The 17882-nt window shown below is 73.4% G+C and carries 10 protein-coding genes; 8 read left to right on the forward strand and 2 right to left on the reverse strand.

Going from position 1 to position 17882, the window contains the following annotated elements:
- Positions 1-11: 11 nt before the first annotated feature.
- The 6 genes from CHC11_RS30695 (at position 12) to CHC11_RS30720 (ending at position 15301) form a co-directional block, all read left to right on the forward strand.
- Complete coding sequence (locus CHC11_RS30695; RefSeq protein ID WP_143227390.1) at positions 12-2762, forward strand: family 78 glycoside hydrolase catalytic domain; 2751 nt, start codon at positions 12-14, stop codon at positions 2760-2762.
- Positions 2759-5932: a family 78 glycoside hydrolase catalytic domain gene (locus CHC11_RS30700; RefSeq protein WP_089315343.1), complete on the forward strand. Its 3174-nt coding sequence runs from the start codon at positions 2759-2761 to the stop codon at positions 5930-5932. The genes CHC11_RS30695 and CHC11_RS30700 overlap by 4 nt, the downstream gene beginning before the upstream one ends.
- The gene (locus tag CHC11_RS30705) at positions 5933-8878 is read left to right on the forward strand and encodes a glycosyl hydrolase (protein ID WP_218826316.1); all 2946 of its coding nucleotides are present in this window, start codon (positions 5933-5935) and stop codon (positions 8876-8878) included.
- Between the two features lie 92 nt (positions 8879-8970).
- Positions 8971-11028 (forward strand): alpha-L-rhamnosidase-related protein, encoded by a 2058-nt coding sequence (locus tag CHC11_RS30710; RefSeq protein WP_089315344.1) that lies wholly within the window; start codon positions 8971-8973, stop codon positions 11026-11028.
- A gap of 86 nt (positions 11029-11114) precedes the next feature.
- Positions 11115-14306, forward strand: coding sequence for a family 78 glycoside hydrolase catalytic domain (locus tag CHC11_RS30715; RefSeq protein WP_089315345.1), 3192 nt, complete (start codon positions 11115-11117; stop codon positions 14304-14306).
- 203 nt (positions 14307-14509) lie between these two features.
- The gene (locus tag CHC11_RS30720; RefSeq protein ID WP_089315397.1) at positions 14510-15301 is read left to right on the forward strand and encodes an aldo/keto reductase; all 792 of its coding nucleotides are present in this window, start codon (positions 14510-14512) and stop codon (positions 15299-15301) included.
- A gap of 12 nt (positions 15302-15313) precedes the next feature.
- Here CHC11_RS30720 and CHC11_RS30725 read toward each other — a convergent pair whose 3' ends face one another.
- Positions 15314-16117 (reverse strand): SAM-dependent methyltransferase, encoded by an 804-nt coding sequence (locus tag CHC11_RS30725; RefSeq protein ID WP_218826317.1) that lies wholly within the window; start codon positions 16115-16117, stop codon positions 15314-15316.
- Positions 16118-16234: 117 nt separating this feature from the next.
- Between CHC11_RS30725 and CHC11_RS40695 the strand changes: the two genes are divergently transcribed.
- Positions 16235-16453: a hypothetical protein gene (locus CHC11_RS40695; RefSeq protein ID WP_143227391.1), complete on the forward strand. Its 219-nt coding sequence runs from the start codon at positions 16235-16237 to the stop codon at positions 16451-16453.
- A 69-nt stretch (positions 16454-16522) separates the two neighbouring features.
- Entirely contained in the window at positions 16523-17398 is an 876-nt protein-coding gene (locus tag CHC11_RS30730; RefSeq protein ID WP_245919968.1) for a ribokinase, read from the forward strand.
- A gap of 1 nt (position 17399) precedes the next feature.
- On the opposite strand, the gene CHC11_RS30735 is transcribed toward CHC11_RS30730, so the two are convergent.
- Positions 17400-17828: a PH domain-containing protein gene (locus tag CHC11_RS30735; RefSeq protein WP_089315347.1), complete on the reverse strand. Its 429-nt coding sequence runs from the start codon at positions 17826-17828 to the stop codon at positions 17400-17402.
- Between the last annotated feature and the right edge of the window lie 54 nt (positions 17829-17882).

Genomic DNA, 17882 nt, shown 5'->3' on the forward strand with positions numbered 1-17882 from the left:
GGTTGCTTCTCGTGATTCGCCGTGATGTGACGCGCTCCGCCGATCGCCGCGCCGTCCTCGTCGCCGTCGCCGCCGTGACGGCGGTCGTCACCGGACTGCCGGGTACCGCGCAGGCCGCGTTGAAGGCAGGGCACGCGCCCCAGTCCCCGGCCGGGCTGACCGTGGGGGACCAGGCCCGCCCGCTGAGCGTGGAGGGGGCGCCGCTGTTCGGGTGGACGCCCCGCGACCGTGACCCCGGGGAGGTGCAGAGCGCCTACGAGATCACCGTGCGGGGGCCGTCCGGCAAGGCGGTCTGGGACAGCGGGCGGGTCCGGTCGGGCAGCCAGGAGTACGTGAGGTACGGAGGACCGTCGCTCGCGCCGGAGACGTCCTACACGTGGACGGTCCGGACCTGGGACGGTTCCGGAAAGCGCTCTCCGTGGGCGCGGCCGGCCGCGTTCGACACCGGGCTCTCCGACCGGGACTGGCAGGCCACCTGGATCCGGCGCACCAGCGCGGAGGCCGACGACTACACCCTCGCTCGCAAGGACTTCACGGTCGGCGAGTCGAAGGTCGTGCGCGCCCGCGTGCACATCGCGGCCGGTCAGCAGTACGCACTGCACCTGAACGGCGAGACCGTCGACCACGGCCCCGCCTTCGAGTACGCCGACGACGGCTTCTACAAGACCGTCGACGTCACCTCGAAGGTGAAGGCCGGGCGGCCCGCCACGATCGGCGCGCTCTACCACTGGTACGGATCGGGGCAGGGACGCCCGAAGGGCGAGCCGGGCCTGCTCGTCAGACTGGTCATCGACCACGCCGACGGGACGCGGCAGGTCGTCGTCACCGACGGGACGTGGAAGGTGACGCGCGCCCCCTGGAAGAAGGCGCCGAAGCGCAACGGAGACGCCGGCGACTACGTCGAGGACATCGACGGCACCGCCGCCCCGCTCGGGTGGGACGAGCCGGGCCACGACGCGTCCGCCTGGCAGGACCCCCAGGTCGTCGGTGTGCACCCCGCGTCCGGGTTCAAGCACCTGCACGGCCAGGAGACCGCGCTCTCGTACCGGACCCTCCGGCCGGTGAAGGTCGTGCGGCTGGACTCGGGCGCACTGGTCGCCGACTTCGGCAAGGTGGTCCCGGCCGTGCCGGTGGTGCGGTTCCGGAACGGCGTCGCCGGGCGGCACGTCGACATGCACGCCTCCTACGTCCTCAACGACGACGGAACGGTCTCCCGATCCAAGGACGACAACCAGGACACCGACCTCGGCTACGGCTACACCCAGCGCGACGGCGACCAGACCTTCCGGCCCCTCACCTATGTCGGATTCCGCTACCTGGAGATCGCACCGGACTCCGGGGCCGAGGCGGACGACGTCTCCGCCGTCCTCCAGCACGACGAGGTGACCCGCAACAGCAGCCTCCGTACGTCCGACGAGGGGGTGAACGCGGCCTACGACCTGATGGCGCGGTCGGCGCTGTACGGGTCGCAGTCCCAGTTCCTCGACACGCCGACCCGTGAGAAGGGGCAGTTCCTCGGCGACTCAGTCGACACCTCGCTGGCGATGATGGGCGCCTACGGGGAGCGGCGGCTGACCCGGCAGGCGATCCGCGAGTTCATCGCGTCGCAGGCGCGCTACTGGCCGGACGGGCGCCTCAACGCCGTCTACCCGAACGGCGACGGCAAGCGCGACATCCCCGACTACACCGAGATGTTCCCCGGCTGGATCTGGGACTACTACGAGCAGTCGGGCGACGCGTCCACCCTGGCGGAGGCGTACCCCGTGATGAGCGCGGTCGCCGGTTACGTACGCCGCCACATCGCGGACGGGACGGGCCTGGTCACCGACCTCGAAGGGGGCTCCGGGCAGTACAGGTACGGCATCATCGACTGGCCCGCGACCATGCGCTACGGGCACGACATGGACACCGCCGCCCGCACGGTCGTCAACGTGCTCGGCGTGGACGTCCTGAACGCCACCGCCCGAGCCGCCGACGCGCTCGGCAAGGCCGATGACGCCCAGGCGCTGCGCAAGGACGCCGGGACGCTCACCGGCAACATCAACGCCAGGCTCCGGCGCCCGGACGGCGTCTACGTCGACGGCCTGAAGGGCGACGGCGCCCAGAGCACGCACGCCTCGCAGATCGCCAACGCCTACGCGCTCGCCTACGGCGTCGCCCCCGCCGAGGGCCGGGACAGGGTCGAGTCCCACATCGCCGGGCTCGGCATGCAGATGGGGCCGATGACCGCGCACCGGCTCCTGGAGGCGCTCGGCGGGCGTCCCGCGGACGTCGTCACCCGCCTCACCGACACGAAGGGGCCGGGCTGGGGCAACATCCTCGCGCGCGGCGGCACGTTCACCTGGGAGTCGTGGGACGCCCCCGAGACCGGGCAGAGCCTCTCCCACCCGTGGGGCGCGACGTCGCTGGTCGAGGTGCAGCGGACCCTGCTCGGCGTCTCCGTGACCGCCCCCGCCTCGGCCGCCGTCCGGATCAGGCCACCGCTGGCCGGGCTGGACCGCGCGTCCGGAACCGTCCCGCTGCAGCGCGGAGACGTCGGGGTCTCGTGGAAGCGGGCCGGCCACGGCTTCTCGCTCGACACGGACATCCCGGTCAACGTCCGCGCCGAGATCCACGTCCCCGCGCGTTCGGCCGGAGACGTGCACGTCTCCGGACCGGGCGGTGCCCGCTTCACCGGCATGAAGGACGGCTACGCCGTCTTCGAGGCCGGATCCGGGCGCCTCACCTTCCGTTCCGACCACCTCCGAGGAGCCCTTCGATGACCGACCGATCGAGCGGTATGAGCCGGCGGGGCTTCCTTGGGGCGTCGGTGGCCGGGGTGGCGGGGACGGTCGTCCTCGGCTCCGCCGGGGGCACCGCGGCGGCGTCCCCGGCGGCCCGGACGCCGTCCGGGCTGCTGACCTCCCTCATGCCGGACGGGCTCGGCGTCACGGCCCGGCCGAGGCTCAGCTGGCAGGTCGCCGACCTGGGCCCGGGGACGAGGCAGACGCACTACCAGGTGCAGTTCGCCACCACGCCGGCCCGCCTGGAGCACGGCCCGCACGCCTGGGACAGCGGGAGGGCCGCGTCGGCGGCGTCCGTCGCCGTGCCCTACGGCGGCCCGGCGCTCTCGCCGCGGACGGCGTACTGGTGGCGGGTCCGGACGTTCGACGGGCACAGGGCGTCCCGCTGGTCCGAGCCCGCCCTGCTGGCCACGGGCGTCGGCGAGTGGTCCGCCGAGCCGATCTGGACGACGGCCGCGCGGGCACCCGGCGACGGCGTCCTCACGGCCCGGCTGCAGATCACCTCGGTCGCGGCGAGCCTCTGGTTCCGGGCGTCCGGGACGAGCGCCAACTACCTGTGGCAGCTGCGCGCCGGTTCTCCGGGCGTCCTGAAGAAGCACGTCTGCGTGAACGGCACCTACCAGGTGCTGGAGGAGAAGCGGCTGCCGTTCCCCGTCGAGACGGGCCGCTGGTACGACGTGGCGGTCGAGATGACGGGGTCCACCTTCCGGACGTCCATCGACGGCGCCGAGGTCGACACCGCCACCGACGCCACGTACCGGACCGGCACGGTCGGAATGCGCAACGGCTCCACCGAGGCCAACGTGTGGGACCGCGTCACCTTCACCGGCCCGGACGGCAAGGCGGTCGTCGACGAGGACTTCACCGACGGCCGCGGCACCTTCGGCGCCGGCACCGTCGCCGGCGGGGCCCTGACCCTCGGCAAGGGGCAGTCGACGCTGTCCTCCGCCGGGGCGCCCGACGACTCCTGGGCGCTGCTGCGCACCGAGTTCGTCCCGAAGGGCAAGCCGATCGCGGCCGCCGTGCTCCACGTCGCCGCCCAGTCTCCGGCGCCCATCCGCCAGTACCCGGCGAAGATCTGGGTGAACGGCGAGGTGGCCGGCTTCGCCTCCATGCGGGGCGGGGCGGCGGCGCCGAAGTACCACTCCTTCGACGTGACCGGGGCGCTGGAGCCGGGCCGGCGCAACGCGCTCGCCGCCCTGGCGTTCACCCCCGAGGACAAGCGCTTCCTCGCCGAGCTCGTCGTCACCTACGCCGACGGAACGTCCACCACCGTCCGGAGCGGCCCGGCGTGGAAGGCGCGCCGCCAGGCGGGGCTGCTGCGCGACGCCGGGACGATCGGCTCCGGCTTCTACACCGGCCCCCAGGAGTTCTGGGACATGCGGCACGAGCCGGCGGGCTGGACGAGACCCGGCTTCGACGACTCCGGCTGGGAACCGGCGGTGGTGAAGGCGGCCATCGACGGGCTGGAGCCCGCGCTGGTCGAACCGGTCGGGCTGTACGACGCCGAACCCGCGTCCGTGCGGAAGGTGTCCTCCGGCACCTGGCTCGTCGATCTCGGCCGGGAGATCGCGGGCGGTCTGCGCCTGTCCGTGCGCGGCAAGGCCGGGCAGACCGTCGAGGTCCGGCTCGGCGAGGAGCTGAACGCCGACGGGACCGTCAGGCACGCGCTGCGCGCCGGCGTCACCTACCGGGAGGTCTGGACCCTCCGCGACGGCGAGCAGACCATCGAGCACTGGGGCTACCGAGGGTTCCGCTACGCGCAGCTCATCTGCGACGACGCCCTCGATCTGTCGCAGGCCGTCACCGGACGCGCCTGGCGGGCCGCCTGGCGCGACTCCGACGCGTCGTTCTCCAGCTCCAGCCCCGACCTGGACCGCGTGTACGAGCTGTGCCGGTACTCGATCGAGGCGACGCGCGGCGACCTCTACACCGACACGCCGACACGCGAACGCGGGCCCTACGAGGGCGACGCGCTCGTCAACCAGGCGTCGGAGTACGCGGTGCAGCGCTCGTTCGCGCTGGCCCGCGCGTCCGACGCCTACCTGGCCCGCAACCCCACCTGGCCGACCGAGTACCGGCTGATGAGCGTCATGTCGGCCTGGCAGGACTACCTGCACACCGGTGACCCGGAGCAGCTCGCCGCGGACTACGACATCCTCGTGTCCAAGCACCTGACGGCGCACCTCGGCGACGACGGGCTCGTCCACAAGAAGCCCGCCTCGCCCACCCAGGACCTGGTCGACTGGCCCACGTCCAATCGGGACGGCTACGTGTTCACCGACGTGAACACGGTCGTCAACGCGTGCCAGTACGCCGCGTTCACCGCCATGGCCGACATCGCGAACGCCCTGGGCAGGACGGCCGACGCGAAGACCTGGCGGGGACGTGCCGACACGCTGGCCAAGGCGATGCGGGAGAAGCTGCTCGACGCGTCCAACGGGCGGTTCATCGACGGGGCGGGCACCACCCACAGTGCGCAGCACGCCACCGTCTACCCGGTCGCGCTCGGTGTGGCCGGGCCGGGCACGGTGCCCGACTCCGTCGTCCGCGCGTTGGGCGAAACCCTCGCGGACGGCGGCATGAAGGTCAGCGTCTACGGCGCGCAGTTCCTTCTGGACGCCCTCTTCGCCACCGGCCGGGCCGACGCCGCGATCGGGCTGATGACGGCCTCCGGCATGAGCTCCTGGCTGCACATGCTGGACGATCTGGGCGCGACCATCGTGGCCGAGGCGTGGGACCCGTCCCTCAAGCCCAACATGACGTTCTCGCACGCCTGGGGCTCGGCGCCCGCGAACGTCATCCCGCGCCACGTCCTCGGTGTGCGGATCACCGCGCCGGGAGCCGCCGAGATCGAGGTCCGGCCGCGTCCCGGCGGTCTGAGCCGGATCTCCGGGCGGGTCCCGACGATCCGCGGCCCGGTCTCCGTCGCGCTCGACAGCGGCGAGCGGTACCGCCTGGACGTGGACGTGCCGCCCGGCGCGTCCGCCCGCGTGGTCGTCGAGCTCGGCGACGACGACCCGCGCGCGTTCCGCGTCACCGGACCCCATGCCCGCGCCCCCCGCGCCACGGGTCGGGACGCCACCGGCCGGCTCCTCGCCATCGGCCCGGTCGGCTCCGGCCGCACCACAGTGATCAGGAGAAGATAGGTGAACCACGAACGCAACGGGCAGGGGGTCACGCGGAGGCGCGTGCTGCAGATGGGCACTGCCGCCGCCGTCGTGGCGGGCGCGGCCCCGGTCCTCGGCGGCGAGGCGGCCGCCCAGACCGCCCCGGGGACGGGGGCGGGTGCCGGGTTCGCCCGTCCCGCCGCGGCGGTGCGGCCGCGCTTTCGCTGGTGGTGGCCGGACGGCCTGGTCGACCCGGCGGAGATCCGGCGCGAGATCGACCAGATCGCGGACGCCGGGTTCGGCGGCGCGGAGATCGTCGCCGTGCACCACAGCATCCGGGACAAGTCCGTCCTGGACCCGGCGGGGCACGGCTGGGGCACCCCGGCCTGGAACGCCGGCGTCGAGGCCGCGCTCGACCAGGCGGCCCGGCGCGGCGTGACCGTCGACCTGACGATCGGCCCGGCCTGGCCCGCCGCCGTCCCGACGATCACGCCGGACGACGAGGCCGCCGTCCAGGAACTGGCGTACGGGACGGTGACCGTCGCGGGCGGCACCACCCATGACGGCCCGGTCCCCGAGCCCGTCACCGAGCCCGAGGGCGGCGTGACGAAGCGGCACCTCGTCGCCGTCCACGCCGTCCGGACCGCCGCCGCGAACAGCACCCGCAAGGAGACCGGCCTCGATCCCGCGTCGTTCACCGACCTGACCTCCAAGGCGGCGGGGGAGCGGATCACCTGGACGGCCCCGGAGGGCGGCGACTGGCTGCTGTTCGCCTACTGGCGGCGCGGCAGCGGGCAGCGGCCGGAGTCCGGCCCGCACTCGTCCCCGGACGCCTGCGTCGTCGACCACTTCAGCCGCGCCGGGACCCGCGCGGTCACCGCGTTCTGGGAGGCGCGCCTCCTCACCCGCGACGTCCGCAGGCTGATCAGGCGGGCGGGCGCGACGCTGTTCGAGGACTCGATCGAGCTGGAGACGGCGGCGCTCAACTGGACGCCCGACCTGCCCGCCGAGTTCAGGCGGCGCCGCGGCTACGACCTGATGCCGTACCTGCCGGTGGTCGTCCGCCTCAGGGAGAGCACCGCGTTCGCCTACGACGCGGCGACCACCTCCCACGTCCGGCACGACTTCTGGCAGACGGTGTCCGAGCTGTTCAACGAGTTCCATTTCGCGGCGATCGCGAAATGGGCGCATTCGCTCGGGCTGGAGTACCGTGCGCAGCCGTACGGGCTGGAGACCGACGCCATCCACACCGCCGCGATCCTGGACGTCCCGGAGGGCGAGTCGCTCGGTTTCAAGAACCTGGACGACTACCGCGCTCTCGCCGGAGGCCGGGACATGGGCGGCAGGAAGATCCTCTCCTGCGAGGCGGGCGCCTACCAGGGCGGCGCCTACAACACCACGTGGGGCAAGGTCCTCCGCACCATGGGCGGCGCCTATGCGGCCGGGCTCAACCAGACCGTCCTGCACGGCTTCTCCTATGCCACCGCCCCAGGGGCGGAGTGGCCGGGATTCGCGGCGTTCACCCCCTACAACGGCGGCATCGGGTTCTCCGAGTCGTGGGGGCCGCGCCAGCCGACGTGGCGGCACGTCCCCGACGTGGCCGGATACCTGTCGCGCATCCACCTGGCCATGCAGGCCGGCGAGAGCCGCATCGACGTGGCCGTGTTCCGCCAGAAGGGCTACACCAAGACCGGCATCGGCGCCGGGTGGTTCACCAAGAGCGGCGTCCCGCTGGGCTGGACGCAGCAGCTCATCAGCGCGCCGCTGCTCGATCTCCCCTCCGCGACCGTGTCCGGCGGTCGCCTCGCCCCGGACGGCCCCGCCTACAAGGTCCTGTTCGTCGAGGGCGACCGTTTCGCCGGCAACGCATGCACGCTGCCGCTCGACACGGCCCGCACCATGCTGAGGCTGACGACGGCAGGACTGCCGCTGGTGTTCCTCGGCGACTGGTCGGCCGCGACCGTCCCGGGCCTGGCGCGCGACGGCGAGAACGAGCGGCTGCGGGCCGTCCTCACGCGGGTGTTCGCGCAGCCGCGCGTCCGCGTCGTCAGCGCGGAGGCCGACGTGCCCGGGGCCCTGGCCGACCTCGGCCTGCGCCCGGCGGTCGCGTACGCGGAGGCGTCCACGCTGCTCACCGCCCACCGGCGGGACGGCCGCGCCGACTACTTCTACCTGTGCAACGGCAAGCACGCCGAAACCGTCAAGCCGCCGGTCGCCGCGATCGACCACGACGTCACCTTCACCCGGTCCGACCGCGAGGCCGTCCCGTACCGGCTGGACCTGTGGACGGGCGAGACCGAGCGGATCGCCGTCTACCGCGAGGACGGCGACACGGTCACGCTTCGGGTGGCGCTGCAGCCCTCCGAGGCCACCGTGATCATCCTTGCGCGCGGCGGGGAGGCCCCGTCCGCCACCGCCTCACAGGCCGAGCTCCGCGTCGAGGGGCAGCGCCTGATCGCCCGCGCGCGGGCCGCGGGCACCTACTCCACCACGCTGCCCGGCGGCCGCACCGTGCGGACGGAGATCGGCGCCGTGCCCGAGGTCCAGACCCTCACGTCCTGGCGGCTCCGGGTGGAGGACATGGCACCGGACGGCGTGAAGCGGCACGACCTGGAGCTCGACGGCCTCAAGGCGTGGCCCGACCTCCCCGAGCTCGCGGACGTCTCCGGCATCGGCACCTACACCACCACCGTGACCTGGACGGGCGGCGGCGCCCTGCTGGACCTCGGCGAGGTCCTCGACACCTGCCGCGTCACCGTCAACGGCCACCGGCTCCCGGTCAGCGTGATCGTCCCGGTCGTGGACGTCGGCCCCTGGCTGCGGCGCGGCGCCAACACGATCGAGGTCGAGGTCGCCACGACGCTGAACAACCGGCTCCGCGCCTGCGACCCCGGCGTCTACGGAAGCGCGTCCCGCCAGAGGTACGGGCTGATCGGGCCCGTCCGGCTCGTCCCCTACGGCGAGGCGGTGGTCCCGGCCCGCTGAACCCCGAGCGTGCGGGAGGGCGTTGGCCCGCCCTCCCGCACGGTGGACCCCTCATCCCACGTCCCGCTCAAGACCGGAATCGCGAGGAATCCATGCGCACCAGCGTATCCAGGCGCCGCCGCGGCGTAGTCGCCGTCGCTCTCGGACTGTCCGCCCTGACCGCCGCCCAAGCCGCCCCGCTCGGTACCGCCCGCGCCGAGCCGGGGCGCGATCCGGCCCCGTGGCGGCGGTACAACTTCTCTCCCTCGTCACGGACGCTCCACCCGGTGTCCGTCTTCAGGTCCAGCGGTACCGTGGCGGGCCCGGACGAGGTCCTGAAGGGCCGGACGACCAGCCTGACCGGCGCCGGATCGTCGGTCACGCTCGACTTCGGCAAGGAGGTCAGCGGGCTCACCACGCTGCGTTTCGCCGGGTCGGACGGCCCGCAGAAGGTCGGCGTCGCGTTCTCCGAGTCGTCCGCCTACGTGGACACGACGAGTGACGCGTCCACCGGAGGCCCCCGCAGCCGCGACGGCGCCCTGTCCGTGGACGTCGACGGCGCCACGTCCTACACCACGCCCGCCGAGCGGCTCCGCGGCGGCTTCCGCTACCTGACGATCTTCCTGGCCTCCGGCGGCCGGGTCGACCTGGACGAGGTGTCGCTGTACTACACCCCCGCGCCGACGATGAAGGACCCGTCCAGGTACGCCAACTACTTCTATTCGAGCGACGAGCTGCTCAACCGCGTCTGGTACGCGGGCGCCTACACCGTCCAGCTCAACACGATCTCCCCGAAGGCCGGCCGGGTCTGGGAACCCCCGGCGGCGCTGTGGGACAACTCCGGCGACATCGGCGTCGGCGACACCATCCTCGTGGACGGCGCCAAGCGCGACCGGACGGTCTGGCCCGGCGACCTCGGCATCGAGATCCCGAGCGCCTACGCGGCGTTCGCCGACACCGAGTCCGCCCGCAACGCGCTCACCACCGTGTACCGGCACCAGCGCGACACCGGCGAACTGCCCTATGCCGGGCCCGAGCTGAACAAGTACGGCTCGGACACCTACCACCTGTGGACCCTCGCCGCGAGCTGGGACTACTACCGGTACACCGGTGACACGCGCTGGCTGTCCGGCGTCTGGGACCAGTACCGGACGGGCGTCGACTTCATCACCCGGAAGATGGACGGCAAGGGGCTGGTGTCCATCACCGGGACGTCCGACTCCGTCCGGATCCTGGCCAAGGGCGAGAACCTCATCGCCAACGTGCTGATGTGGCGCGTCCTCGACACCGGTTCCCAGCTCGCCAAGGCGCAGGGTGACGACGCACTGGCCGCGTCCTACGCCGAGCGGGCCGCCGCGCTCCGCACCGCCGTCAACGCGAACTTCTGGGACGAGGCGGCCGGCGCCTATACGTTCTATCCGGACTCGGCGGTCCACCCGCAGGCGGACAACTCCCTCGCCGTCTGGTACGGCCTCGCCGACCAGAGGCAGGCGCGCCGCATCAGCGCGTCCCTCAAGGGCAACTGGAACGAGGTCACCTCGACCGCGCCCGAGAACAAGGGCAACCCGGGCGTCTTCTCCGGATCGATGGAGGTGAACGCCCACTTCGCCGCCGGCGGCCAGGCCGCCGACCAGGCCGGTGTGGACATCATCCGCCGCCAGTGGGGCTACATGCTCGACCACCCGCAGGGGACCGGCAGCACCTTCTGGGAGTCGTTCCGCAACCCGCAGGACGGGTGCGTCTTCTGCAGTTCTTACGTCAGCCTCGCACACGCCTGGGCGACGGGCCCGACACCGGCACTCACGTTCTCCGTCCTCGGCCTGAACCCCACCGGGACGGGCGGGCGGTCGTTCGACTTCGTCCCGCACCCCGCCGACCTCACGTTCGCGCAGGGCCGGATCACCACGCCGGTCGGCGCGGTCGACGCCTCGTGGAAGGTCGCCGGCGGGGCCTACTCCGCCCACCTGAAGGCTCCGGGCCGGACCGTCGGACGCGCCGGCGTGCCGACGTTCGGAGCCCGGATCGAGGTGCGGGTCGACGGACGCCTCGTCTGGGACGGCACCCGCGCACGGGCCGCGGCCGATCTGAAACTGGGCGTCCACTCCGACGGCGAGTACGTGTACATCGAGGGTCTGCGCGGCTCGCACCGGCTGCGGAGCGAGCGCGCATGACCGCCCCTCCCACCCCCTTCACCTCCCACCCCCTTCACCTCCCACCCCCTTCACCTCCCGCTCCACCCACCCCTGAGGAGCCCAGCATGAACGAGTTGTCGCGGAGAAGGTTCGTCCAGGCCGGCGGGGTCGCCGCCGCGGCGGTCACGGCGAGCGGCGCGGTCGCGGCGCCCGCCCTCGCCGCGCCCGCGGCCGCCCCGCACCGGACCCTGCGCCCCACCGGCCTGCGGGTCGACCACCTGCCGTCCCCGCTCGGCATCGACGACACGGCGCCGACGCTCGGCTGGCGGTTCGCCGCCGGGCCGCGCGACGCCGTCCAGACCGCCTACCAGGTGCGGGTGGCCGGCACGGACGCCGGCCTCGCCCGCCCCGACCTGTGGGACTCCGGCAAGGTCGCCGGGGACGCCGTCTCGGCCGTGTACGCGGGACGCGCGCTGAAGTCCCGGCAGCGGGCCTCGTGGCAGGTCCGGGTGTGGGACGGGCAGGGCCGCGCGTCCGCGTGGAGCGAGCCGTCCCACTTCGAGATGGGCCTGCTCGCCCCCGCCGACTGGACGGCCGCGTGGATCGGGAACGCGGTGTGGTCGGCCGACCCGGAGCCCGCGCCCGCGACGGTCGCGTTCGCCGCCCGCACCGCCCGGTACGTCCGGCTGAACGTGACCCGGCTCGGGCTGCCGCTCAAGGAGGGCTGGCCCTACAAGGTGTCGCGGCTCCAGCTCGCCGAGGTCCAGGTGCTGGACGGGGAGTCCGGCCCGAACCTGGCGGCGAAGGCGCCGGTCACCGCGTCGGAGAGCTACACCGTCGGAGGCCAGTGGGAGCCGAGGGCCGTCACGGACGGCAGCCTCACCAGCGACGCCGCGCCCTTCGGCTATACGAGCCTGGAGCGCCGGGACCAGGCCCTCGACGCTCCCATCTGGGTCCAGATCGACCTCGGCAGGGAGCAGAGGTTCGACAGGATCCTGCTCTACCCGCGCACCGACGAGACGACAGACGACGGCAGGACCCCCAACTTCCCGGAGGACTTCACCGTCCAGACCTCCGGCGACGGCGCGGCGTTCGACACGGCCGCCGAGGTGAAGGGACAGCAGGCGCCCCCGCCGCTGCGCCGCCAGCCGGAGGCCCTGCCCGTCTTCAGGCGCGAGTTCACCATCGGCAGGCGCGTCCGCACGGCCCGCCTCTACGCCACGGCCCTGGGCGTCCTGGACGTCACCGTGAACGGGCGGCCCGTCAGCGACGCCGTCCTCGAACCGCCCTACAGCAAGTACAAGGAGCGGATCGTCTACACCACCTACGACGTGACCAGGCTGCTCCGCCGCGGCGGCAACACCGTCGAGGTGGAGCTGGGCACCGGCATGGCGCACGTGCCGCCGACGCCCGGCCGCTACGAGAAGCTGACCCGGTCGGACGGCAGACCCGCGTTCCTGGGCCAGCTGGAGATCACCTACACCGACGGGTCGCGCGAGGTCGTGGCGTCCGACGCGTCCTGGCGCACGGCCCTCGGGGCGACCACGTTCACCAACTGGTACGGCGGCGAGGACCACGACGCGCGCCGCACCCGGCGGGACTGGACGGCCGCGGTGCCCGTCGCCGCGCCCACCGCCCGGCTCGCCGCCCGCATGGCGCCGCCGATCGTCCCCGTCGAGACCCTGCGCACCAAGAAGATCACGAGTCCGAGGGACGGCGTCCACGTCGTCGACCTCGGCACCAACTTCGCGGGCTGGCCGCAGCTGAGCGTAAGCGGCCCGGCCGGGACGAAGGTGACGATGCGCCCCGGTGAGCTCCTCAACGCCGACGGGACCGTCAGCCAGCACACCACCGGCTCGCCCATCTGGGACACCTACACCCTCTCCGGCGACGGCACCGAGACATGGCATCCCCGGTTCTGCTACCACGGCTTCCGCTACCTGCAGCTCGAAGGGCTGCCGGGAGAGCCGGACGACGGCACGGTCACCGGGATCGTCCTGCGCGCGGACAACGCCAGGGCGGGATCGTTCACCAGCTCGCACGGCCTCCTCAACGACATCCACAAGATCATTGACCGGGCCGTGCAGAGCAACATGTACTCCGTCCTCACCGACTGCCCGCACCGCGAGAAGCTCGGCTGGCTGGAGCAGGCCAACCTGGTCTTCCCCGCCGTCGCCCGCAACTACGACGTCACCGCCTACTACGGCGAACTCGTCCGCGACATCGCCGAGGCCCAGACCGAGGACGGCCTCGTCCCCGACATCGCGCCCGAGTTCACGGTGTTCTCCGGCGGGTTCAGGGACGACCCCAACTGGGGCAACGTCATCGTGTTCGCGCCCTGGCAGATGTACCGCGCGTACGGCGACGAGGCCACGCTGCGCACCTACTACCCGAACATGGTCCGCTACGTGGACTACCTGTCCGCGAAGGCGGAGGGGCACCTGCTCGACTACGGCCTCGGCGACTGGATCACCTTCGACGGCAGCACCCCGAAGGGGGTGACCGCCACCTTCGGGTACCACCGCGCCGTCACCGCCCTCGCACGGATCGCCGAGGTCGTCGGAAAGGACGCCGACGCCGCGCGGTACGGGACGCTCGCGGGCGAGATCGGCTCGGCGTTCAACGCGAAGTACGCCACCGGCGACACCTACGGGTCCGGCAGCCAGGCCTGCGACGCCCTCGCCCTCGACATGGGCGTCGTCCCGGCGGACAGGAGGGGCGCCGTCCTCGCCCACCTGGTGAGGAGCATCGAGGCCAAGGGCTACCACCTGACGGTCGGCGAGATCGCGCTGCCGTCGGTGTTCCACGTGCTGTCCGCCGCCGGGCGCGACGATGTCATCCACGCGGTCGCGACGCAGACCGGCAACCCCAGCTACGGCTACCAGGTCGTGCACGGCGCGACCTCGCTGACCGAGAACTGGGACGGGCCCACCTCGGGCGCCTCGCAGAACCACTTCATGCTCGGGGCGATCGACGAGTGGTTCCACGCCGGCCTCGCGGGCCTCGGCCAGACCGACGACTCGATCGGGTTCGCGACGCTCCTCGTCCGGCCGGCGGTCGTCGGGGACGTCACCCGCGCCGCCGCCGCCTACGAGACGCCGCGCGGTCACGCCGCGTCGTCGTGGCGCCGCGCGGGCAAGAGGCTCCGCCTGGACGTCACCGTCCCGCCGAGCACGCGGGCCCGTGTGGAGTACCCGCTCCTCGGCGGCTCCGCGAGGCCGAAGGCGCCGAAGGAGGCCACCTGGATCGGCGTCCGGGACGGCCGCGCCGTGTTCGAGGTCGGCTCGGGCGACTGGACGTTCGAGGGGGCGTCGTGACGGCCGGATGAACGTCCGCCGCGAACCCGGCCCGGGCGGCCGCCGCGCCGAGCGGGCGGTGGCCGCCAGGCGCGGGCCGGGTGCGCGGCGGGCCCGGTCATGTTTGACGGCACGTCTCCGGGCAGGAGAGCGCACGGCGGACCAGTCGAGGAAGGAGGGACGCCGTGACCGTACCGAACGTGGATCTCATCGACGGGACCGCGATGCCGCAGCTCGGCTTCGGGGTCTTCCAGGTGGGGAACGACGAGGCCGAGGGCGCCGTGACGATCGCCCTGCGGAACGGCTATCGCAGCATCGACACTGCCAGCGCCTACGGCAACGAGGAAGGCGTGGGCCGCGCGCTGCGCGCGTCGGAACTGCCGCGCGAGGAGCTTTTCGTCACCAGCAAGGTCTGGAACAGCGATCAGGGCTACGACGACACGATGCGCGCCTACGAGGCGAGCCTGCGCCGCCTCGGCCTGGAGTACCTCGACCTGTACCTGATCCACTGGCCGATGCCGGGCCGCGAGCTGTACCTGGAGACCTGGCGGGCGCTGGAGCGGCTGAAGCGCGACGGGCGGGTCCGGTCGATCGGCGTCTCCAACTTCACCGTGCCGACGCTGCGGCGCGTCATCGACGAGGCCGGCGTCGTCCCCGCCGTCAACCAGATCGAGCTGCACCCGTACTTCCAGCAGGACGGGATGCGCGCCTTCCACCGGGACCACGGCATCCGCACCGAGGCGTGGGCGCCGCTCGGGCAGGGGCACGGGCTGCTGGACGACCCCGCGCTCGACCGCATCGCCCAGGCCCACGGCCGCACCCCCGCGCAGGTCGCGCTCCGCTGGCACCTGCAGATCGGGAACGTCGTCATCCCGAAGTCGGCGACGCCGTCCCGGATCGCCGAGAACATCGACGTCTTCGGCTTCGAGTTGACGCCGGACGACATGAAGACGCTCGGCGAGATGGACAAGGGCGTCCGCTTCGGGCCGGACCCGGCGACGTTCGAGACGGACTAACCGGCTCCAGGACTAGCGCAGCTCCCCGACGCCGACGAGCCCGGCGAACCGCTCTCCGTCGGTTCTGACGCCCCCGTCCAGCCATTCGCGCGGCCCGGTGAGCCCCGGGTGCAGCAGGTCGAACCCGTCGAAGAACTCCAGGATCCGGGCGCGGGGACGGGCGCCGAGCCGCGCGCTGGCGCCCTCGTAGACGCGCTCGGCCTCCGCCATCCGCTCGGGGAAGGCGTCCGAGGCCAGGTGCGACAGGATCAGCCGGCTGCCGGGCGCCAGCGCGTCGCGGTAGCGGGCGACGAGCGCGTGCGGGTCCTCGGCGTCGTCCACGAAATGCAGCACCGACACCAGGAGCAGCGCCACCGGTTCGGAGAAGTCGAGCAGGCCGGCGACGACCGGATGGCCGAGGACGTCGTCAGGCCGGCGCAGGTCGGCCTCGGCGAACCCCACGTCCCCCGCGTCGGCGAGCAGCGCGCGGCCGTGCGCGCACACGACCGGATCGTTGTCGACATGGACGACCCGCGCGTCCGGGCGGGCCCGCGTCGCGGCCTCGTGCACGTTCTCCCGCGTCGGCAGCCCCGACCCGAGATCCAGGAACTGCCGCAGGCCGGCCTCGGCGGCGTCCCGCACCGCGCGGCCGAGGAAGGCGCGGTTGAGCCGGACGCCCCGCACGACGCGCCCCTCGGAGATCTTCACCACGCGCTCGGCGGCCTCCCGGTCGGCGGCGAAGTTGTCCTTGCCGCCGAGCCAGTAGTCGTACATCCGCGCCACGTTGGGGGAGGAGGTGTCGAGACCGGCGGAGGCGCCGTCCGAGAAGTCGGTCACCGGGTCATGATCGGACAACCGCCACCGCGCGGCAACACGAACGCCCACTCCGGCCGGTAATCGCCGGCGGACCCCCCAAGATCGTGACTGTGCGCATCCGAGCGTAACGTTCCGTGCATGGGGGAGGAGCGGGGGACCTGGACGGGGCCCGGCGGGTTGCGGGTGACGGCGGTGCGGCTGACCGGCGCGCACCGGGTGTGGGCGGAGTTCGCCGGCGTGCGGGGGGCCACGGCTCTGCTGGTGACGCGGGACGGCGTGCCCGTCGGCCGCGGCTACTACCCGTCGGTCGACGATCTCGCCGAGGTCGTCGACCTGGCGGAGCTGCGCTCGGGGTAGCGGTTGCGCGGACGCCCCCGCGCGTGTAGTCGGTTACCGGTGGGACAGCGCAGGTGTGACGTCGCCGTGGTGGGATCGCTCAACGCCGACCTCGTGGTGGGCGTGGAGCGGCGGCCCGTGCCGGGGGAGACCGTGCTCGGGTCCGACCTGGCCACGCATCCGGGCGGCAAGGGCGCCAACCAGGCGGTCGCGGCGGCGCGGCTCGGCGGCCGGGCCGCGATCGTCGGCCGGGTCGGCGACGACGGGCACGGCGCCCTGCTGCGCGACGCCCTGGCCGCCGAAGGCGTCGACCTCGCGCACCTGGCGGCCACGCCGGGCGTCCCGACCGGCGTCGCGCTGATCACGGTCGGGCCGGACGGCGACAACAGCATCATCGTCTCGCCCGGCGCCAACGCCAGGCTCGGCCCCGCCGACGTCGAGGCGGCCCGCGCGCTGATCGAGAGCGCCCCGGTCGTGTCGTTCCAGCTGGAGGTGCCGCTGCCCGCGGTGGAGGCCGCCGCCGGCGTCGCCGCCCGCGCGGGCCGCCGGGTCGTGCTGAACCTCTCGCCGTCCGCGCCCGTCCCGGACGGGCTGCTCGCCCTCTGCGACCCCCTGGTCGTCAACGAGCACGAGGCCGCCTTCCTGCTCGGCGGCGGCGGCGACCCCGGGCGGATGGCGGCGGCGCTCGCCGGGTCGGGGCCCCGCTCGGTCGCGGTCACGGTCGGCGCCGACGGCGTCGTCGTCGCCGACGGCCGGGGCACGGCCGCCATCCCCTCCCCGCGATCGGACGCGGTCGACACCACGGGTGCCGGGGACGCCTTCACCGCCGCGCTGTGCCTGCGCCTCGCGCGCGGCGACTCCCTGCGGGACGCGGCCCGCTACGCCACCCGCGCCGGCGCCGCCGCCGTCCGCAGCCCCGGCGCCCAGAGCTCGTTCCCGAGGCCGGACGAACTGCCCGCCCTCTAGGTCACCGGTCGGTGCGGGCGCGCAGCCGGTACAGCTCGTCGGCGGCGTCGTGGACTTCCGAGCCCAGGTCGAACGCGCTGAGCAGGTACAGGTCGTCGGGGGTCTCGATCTCCAGGATCCGCGTGTGCAGCAGGAGCCGGCGCCGCTCGTCCACCCGGATGGAGACCACCTCGTCCCAGCGCAGGCGGCGTCGCCCGGCGTAGCCGGTCACGACGGTGAGACCCGCGCCGTCGGCGGCGAGGCGGACCGGGGCGATCAGGTCGCGCAGCGCGAGCACGTTCAGGCCGATCGCCGCCGCGCCCGCCAGGAACCGGAACTGGGGGTCGTGGGAGTACAGCACGAGCAGCGCCGTGACGGCCGCCGCGGCGGCGCACTTGACCACCACATGACCTGGCGGTACGCGCCACCGCCGCTCCTGACCCGCCTCCATGCCGCCGACCCTAGCCGCAGCCGGGGCCTGCCCGCGCCATGGATCGGTCCGATT

This window comes from Actinomadura mexicana (assembly GCF_900188105.1).
Taxonomy (GTDB): Bacteria; Actinomycetota; Actinomycetes; order Streptosporangiales; family Streptosporangiaceae; genus Spirillospora; species Spirillospora mexicana.

What these genes read in the sequence shown, in the direction of transcription:
- CHC11_RS30700 (WP_089315343.1), top strand. Translation starts at nt 2,759, where the DNA reads ATGACCGACCGATCGAGCGGTATGAGCCGGCGGGGCTTCCTTGGGGCG.
- CHC11_RS30710 (WP_089315344.1), top strand. Translation starts at nt 8,971, where the DNA reads ATGCGCACCAGCGTATCCAGGCGCCGCCGCGGCGTAGTCGCCGTCGCT.
- CHC11_RS30715 (WP_089315345.1), top strand. Translation starts at nt 11,115, where the DNA reads ATGAACGAGTTGTCGCGGAGAAGGTTCGTCCAGGCCGGCGGGGTCGCC.
- CHC11_RS30720 (WP_089315397.1), top strand. Translation starts at nt 14,510, where the DNA reads ATGCCGCAGCTCGGCTTCGGGGTCTTCCAGGTGGGGAACGACGAGGCC.
- CHC11_RS40695 (WP_143227391.1), top strand. Translation starts at nt 16,235, where the DNA reads ATGGGGGAGGAGCGGGGGACCTGGACGGGGCCCGGCGGGTTGCGGGTG.
- CHC11_RS30735 (WP_089315347.1), bottom strand. Translation starts at nt 17,828, where the DNA reads ATGGAGGCGGGTCAGGAGCGGCGGTGGCGCGTACCGCCAGGTCATGTG.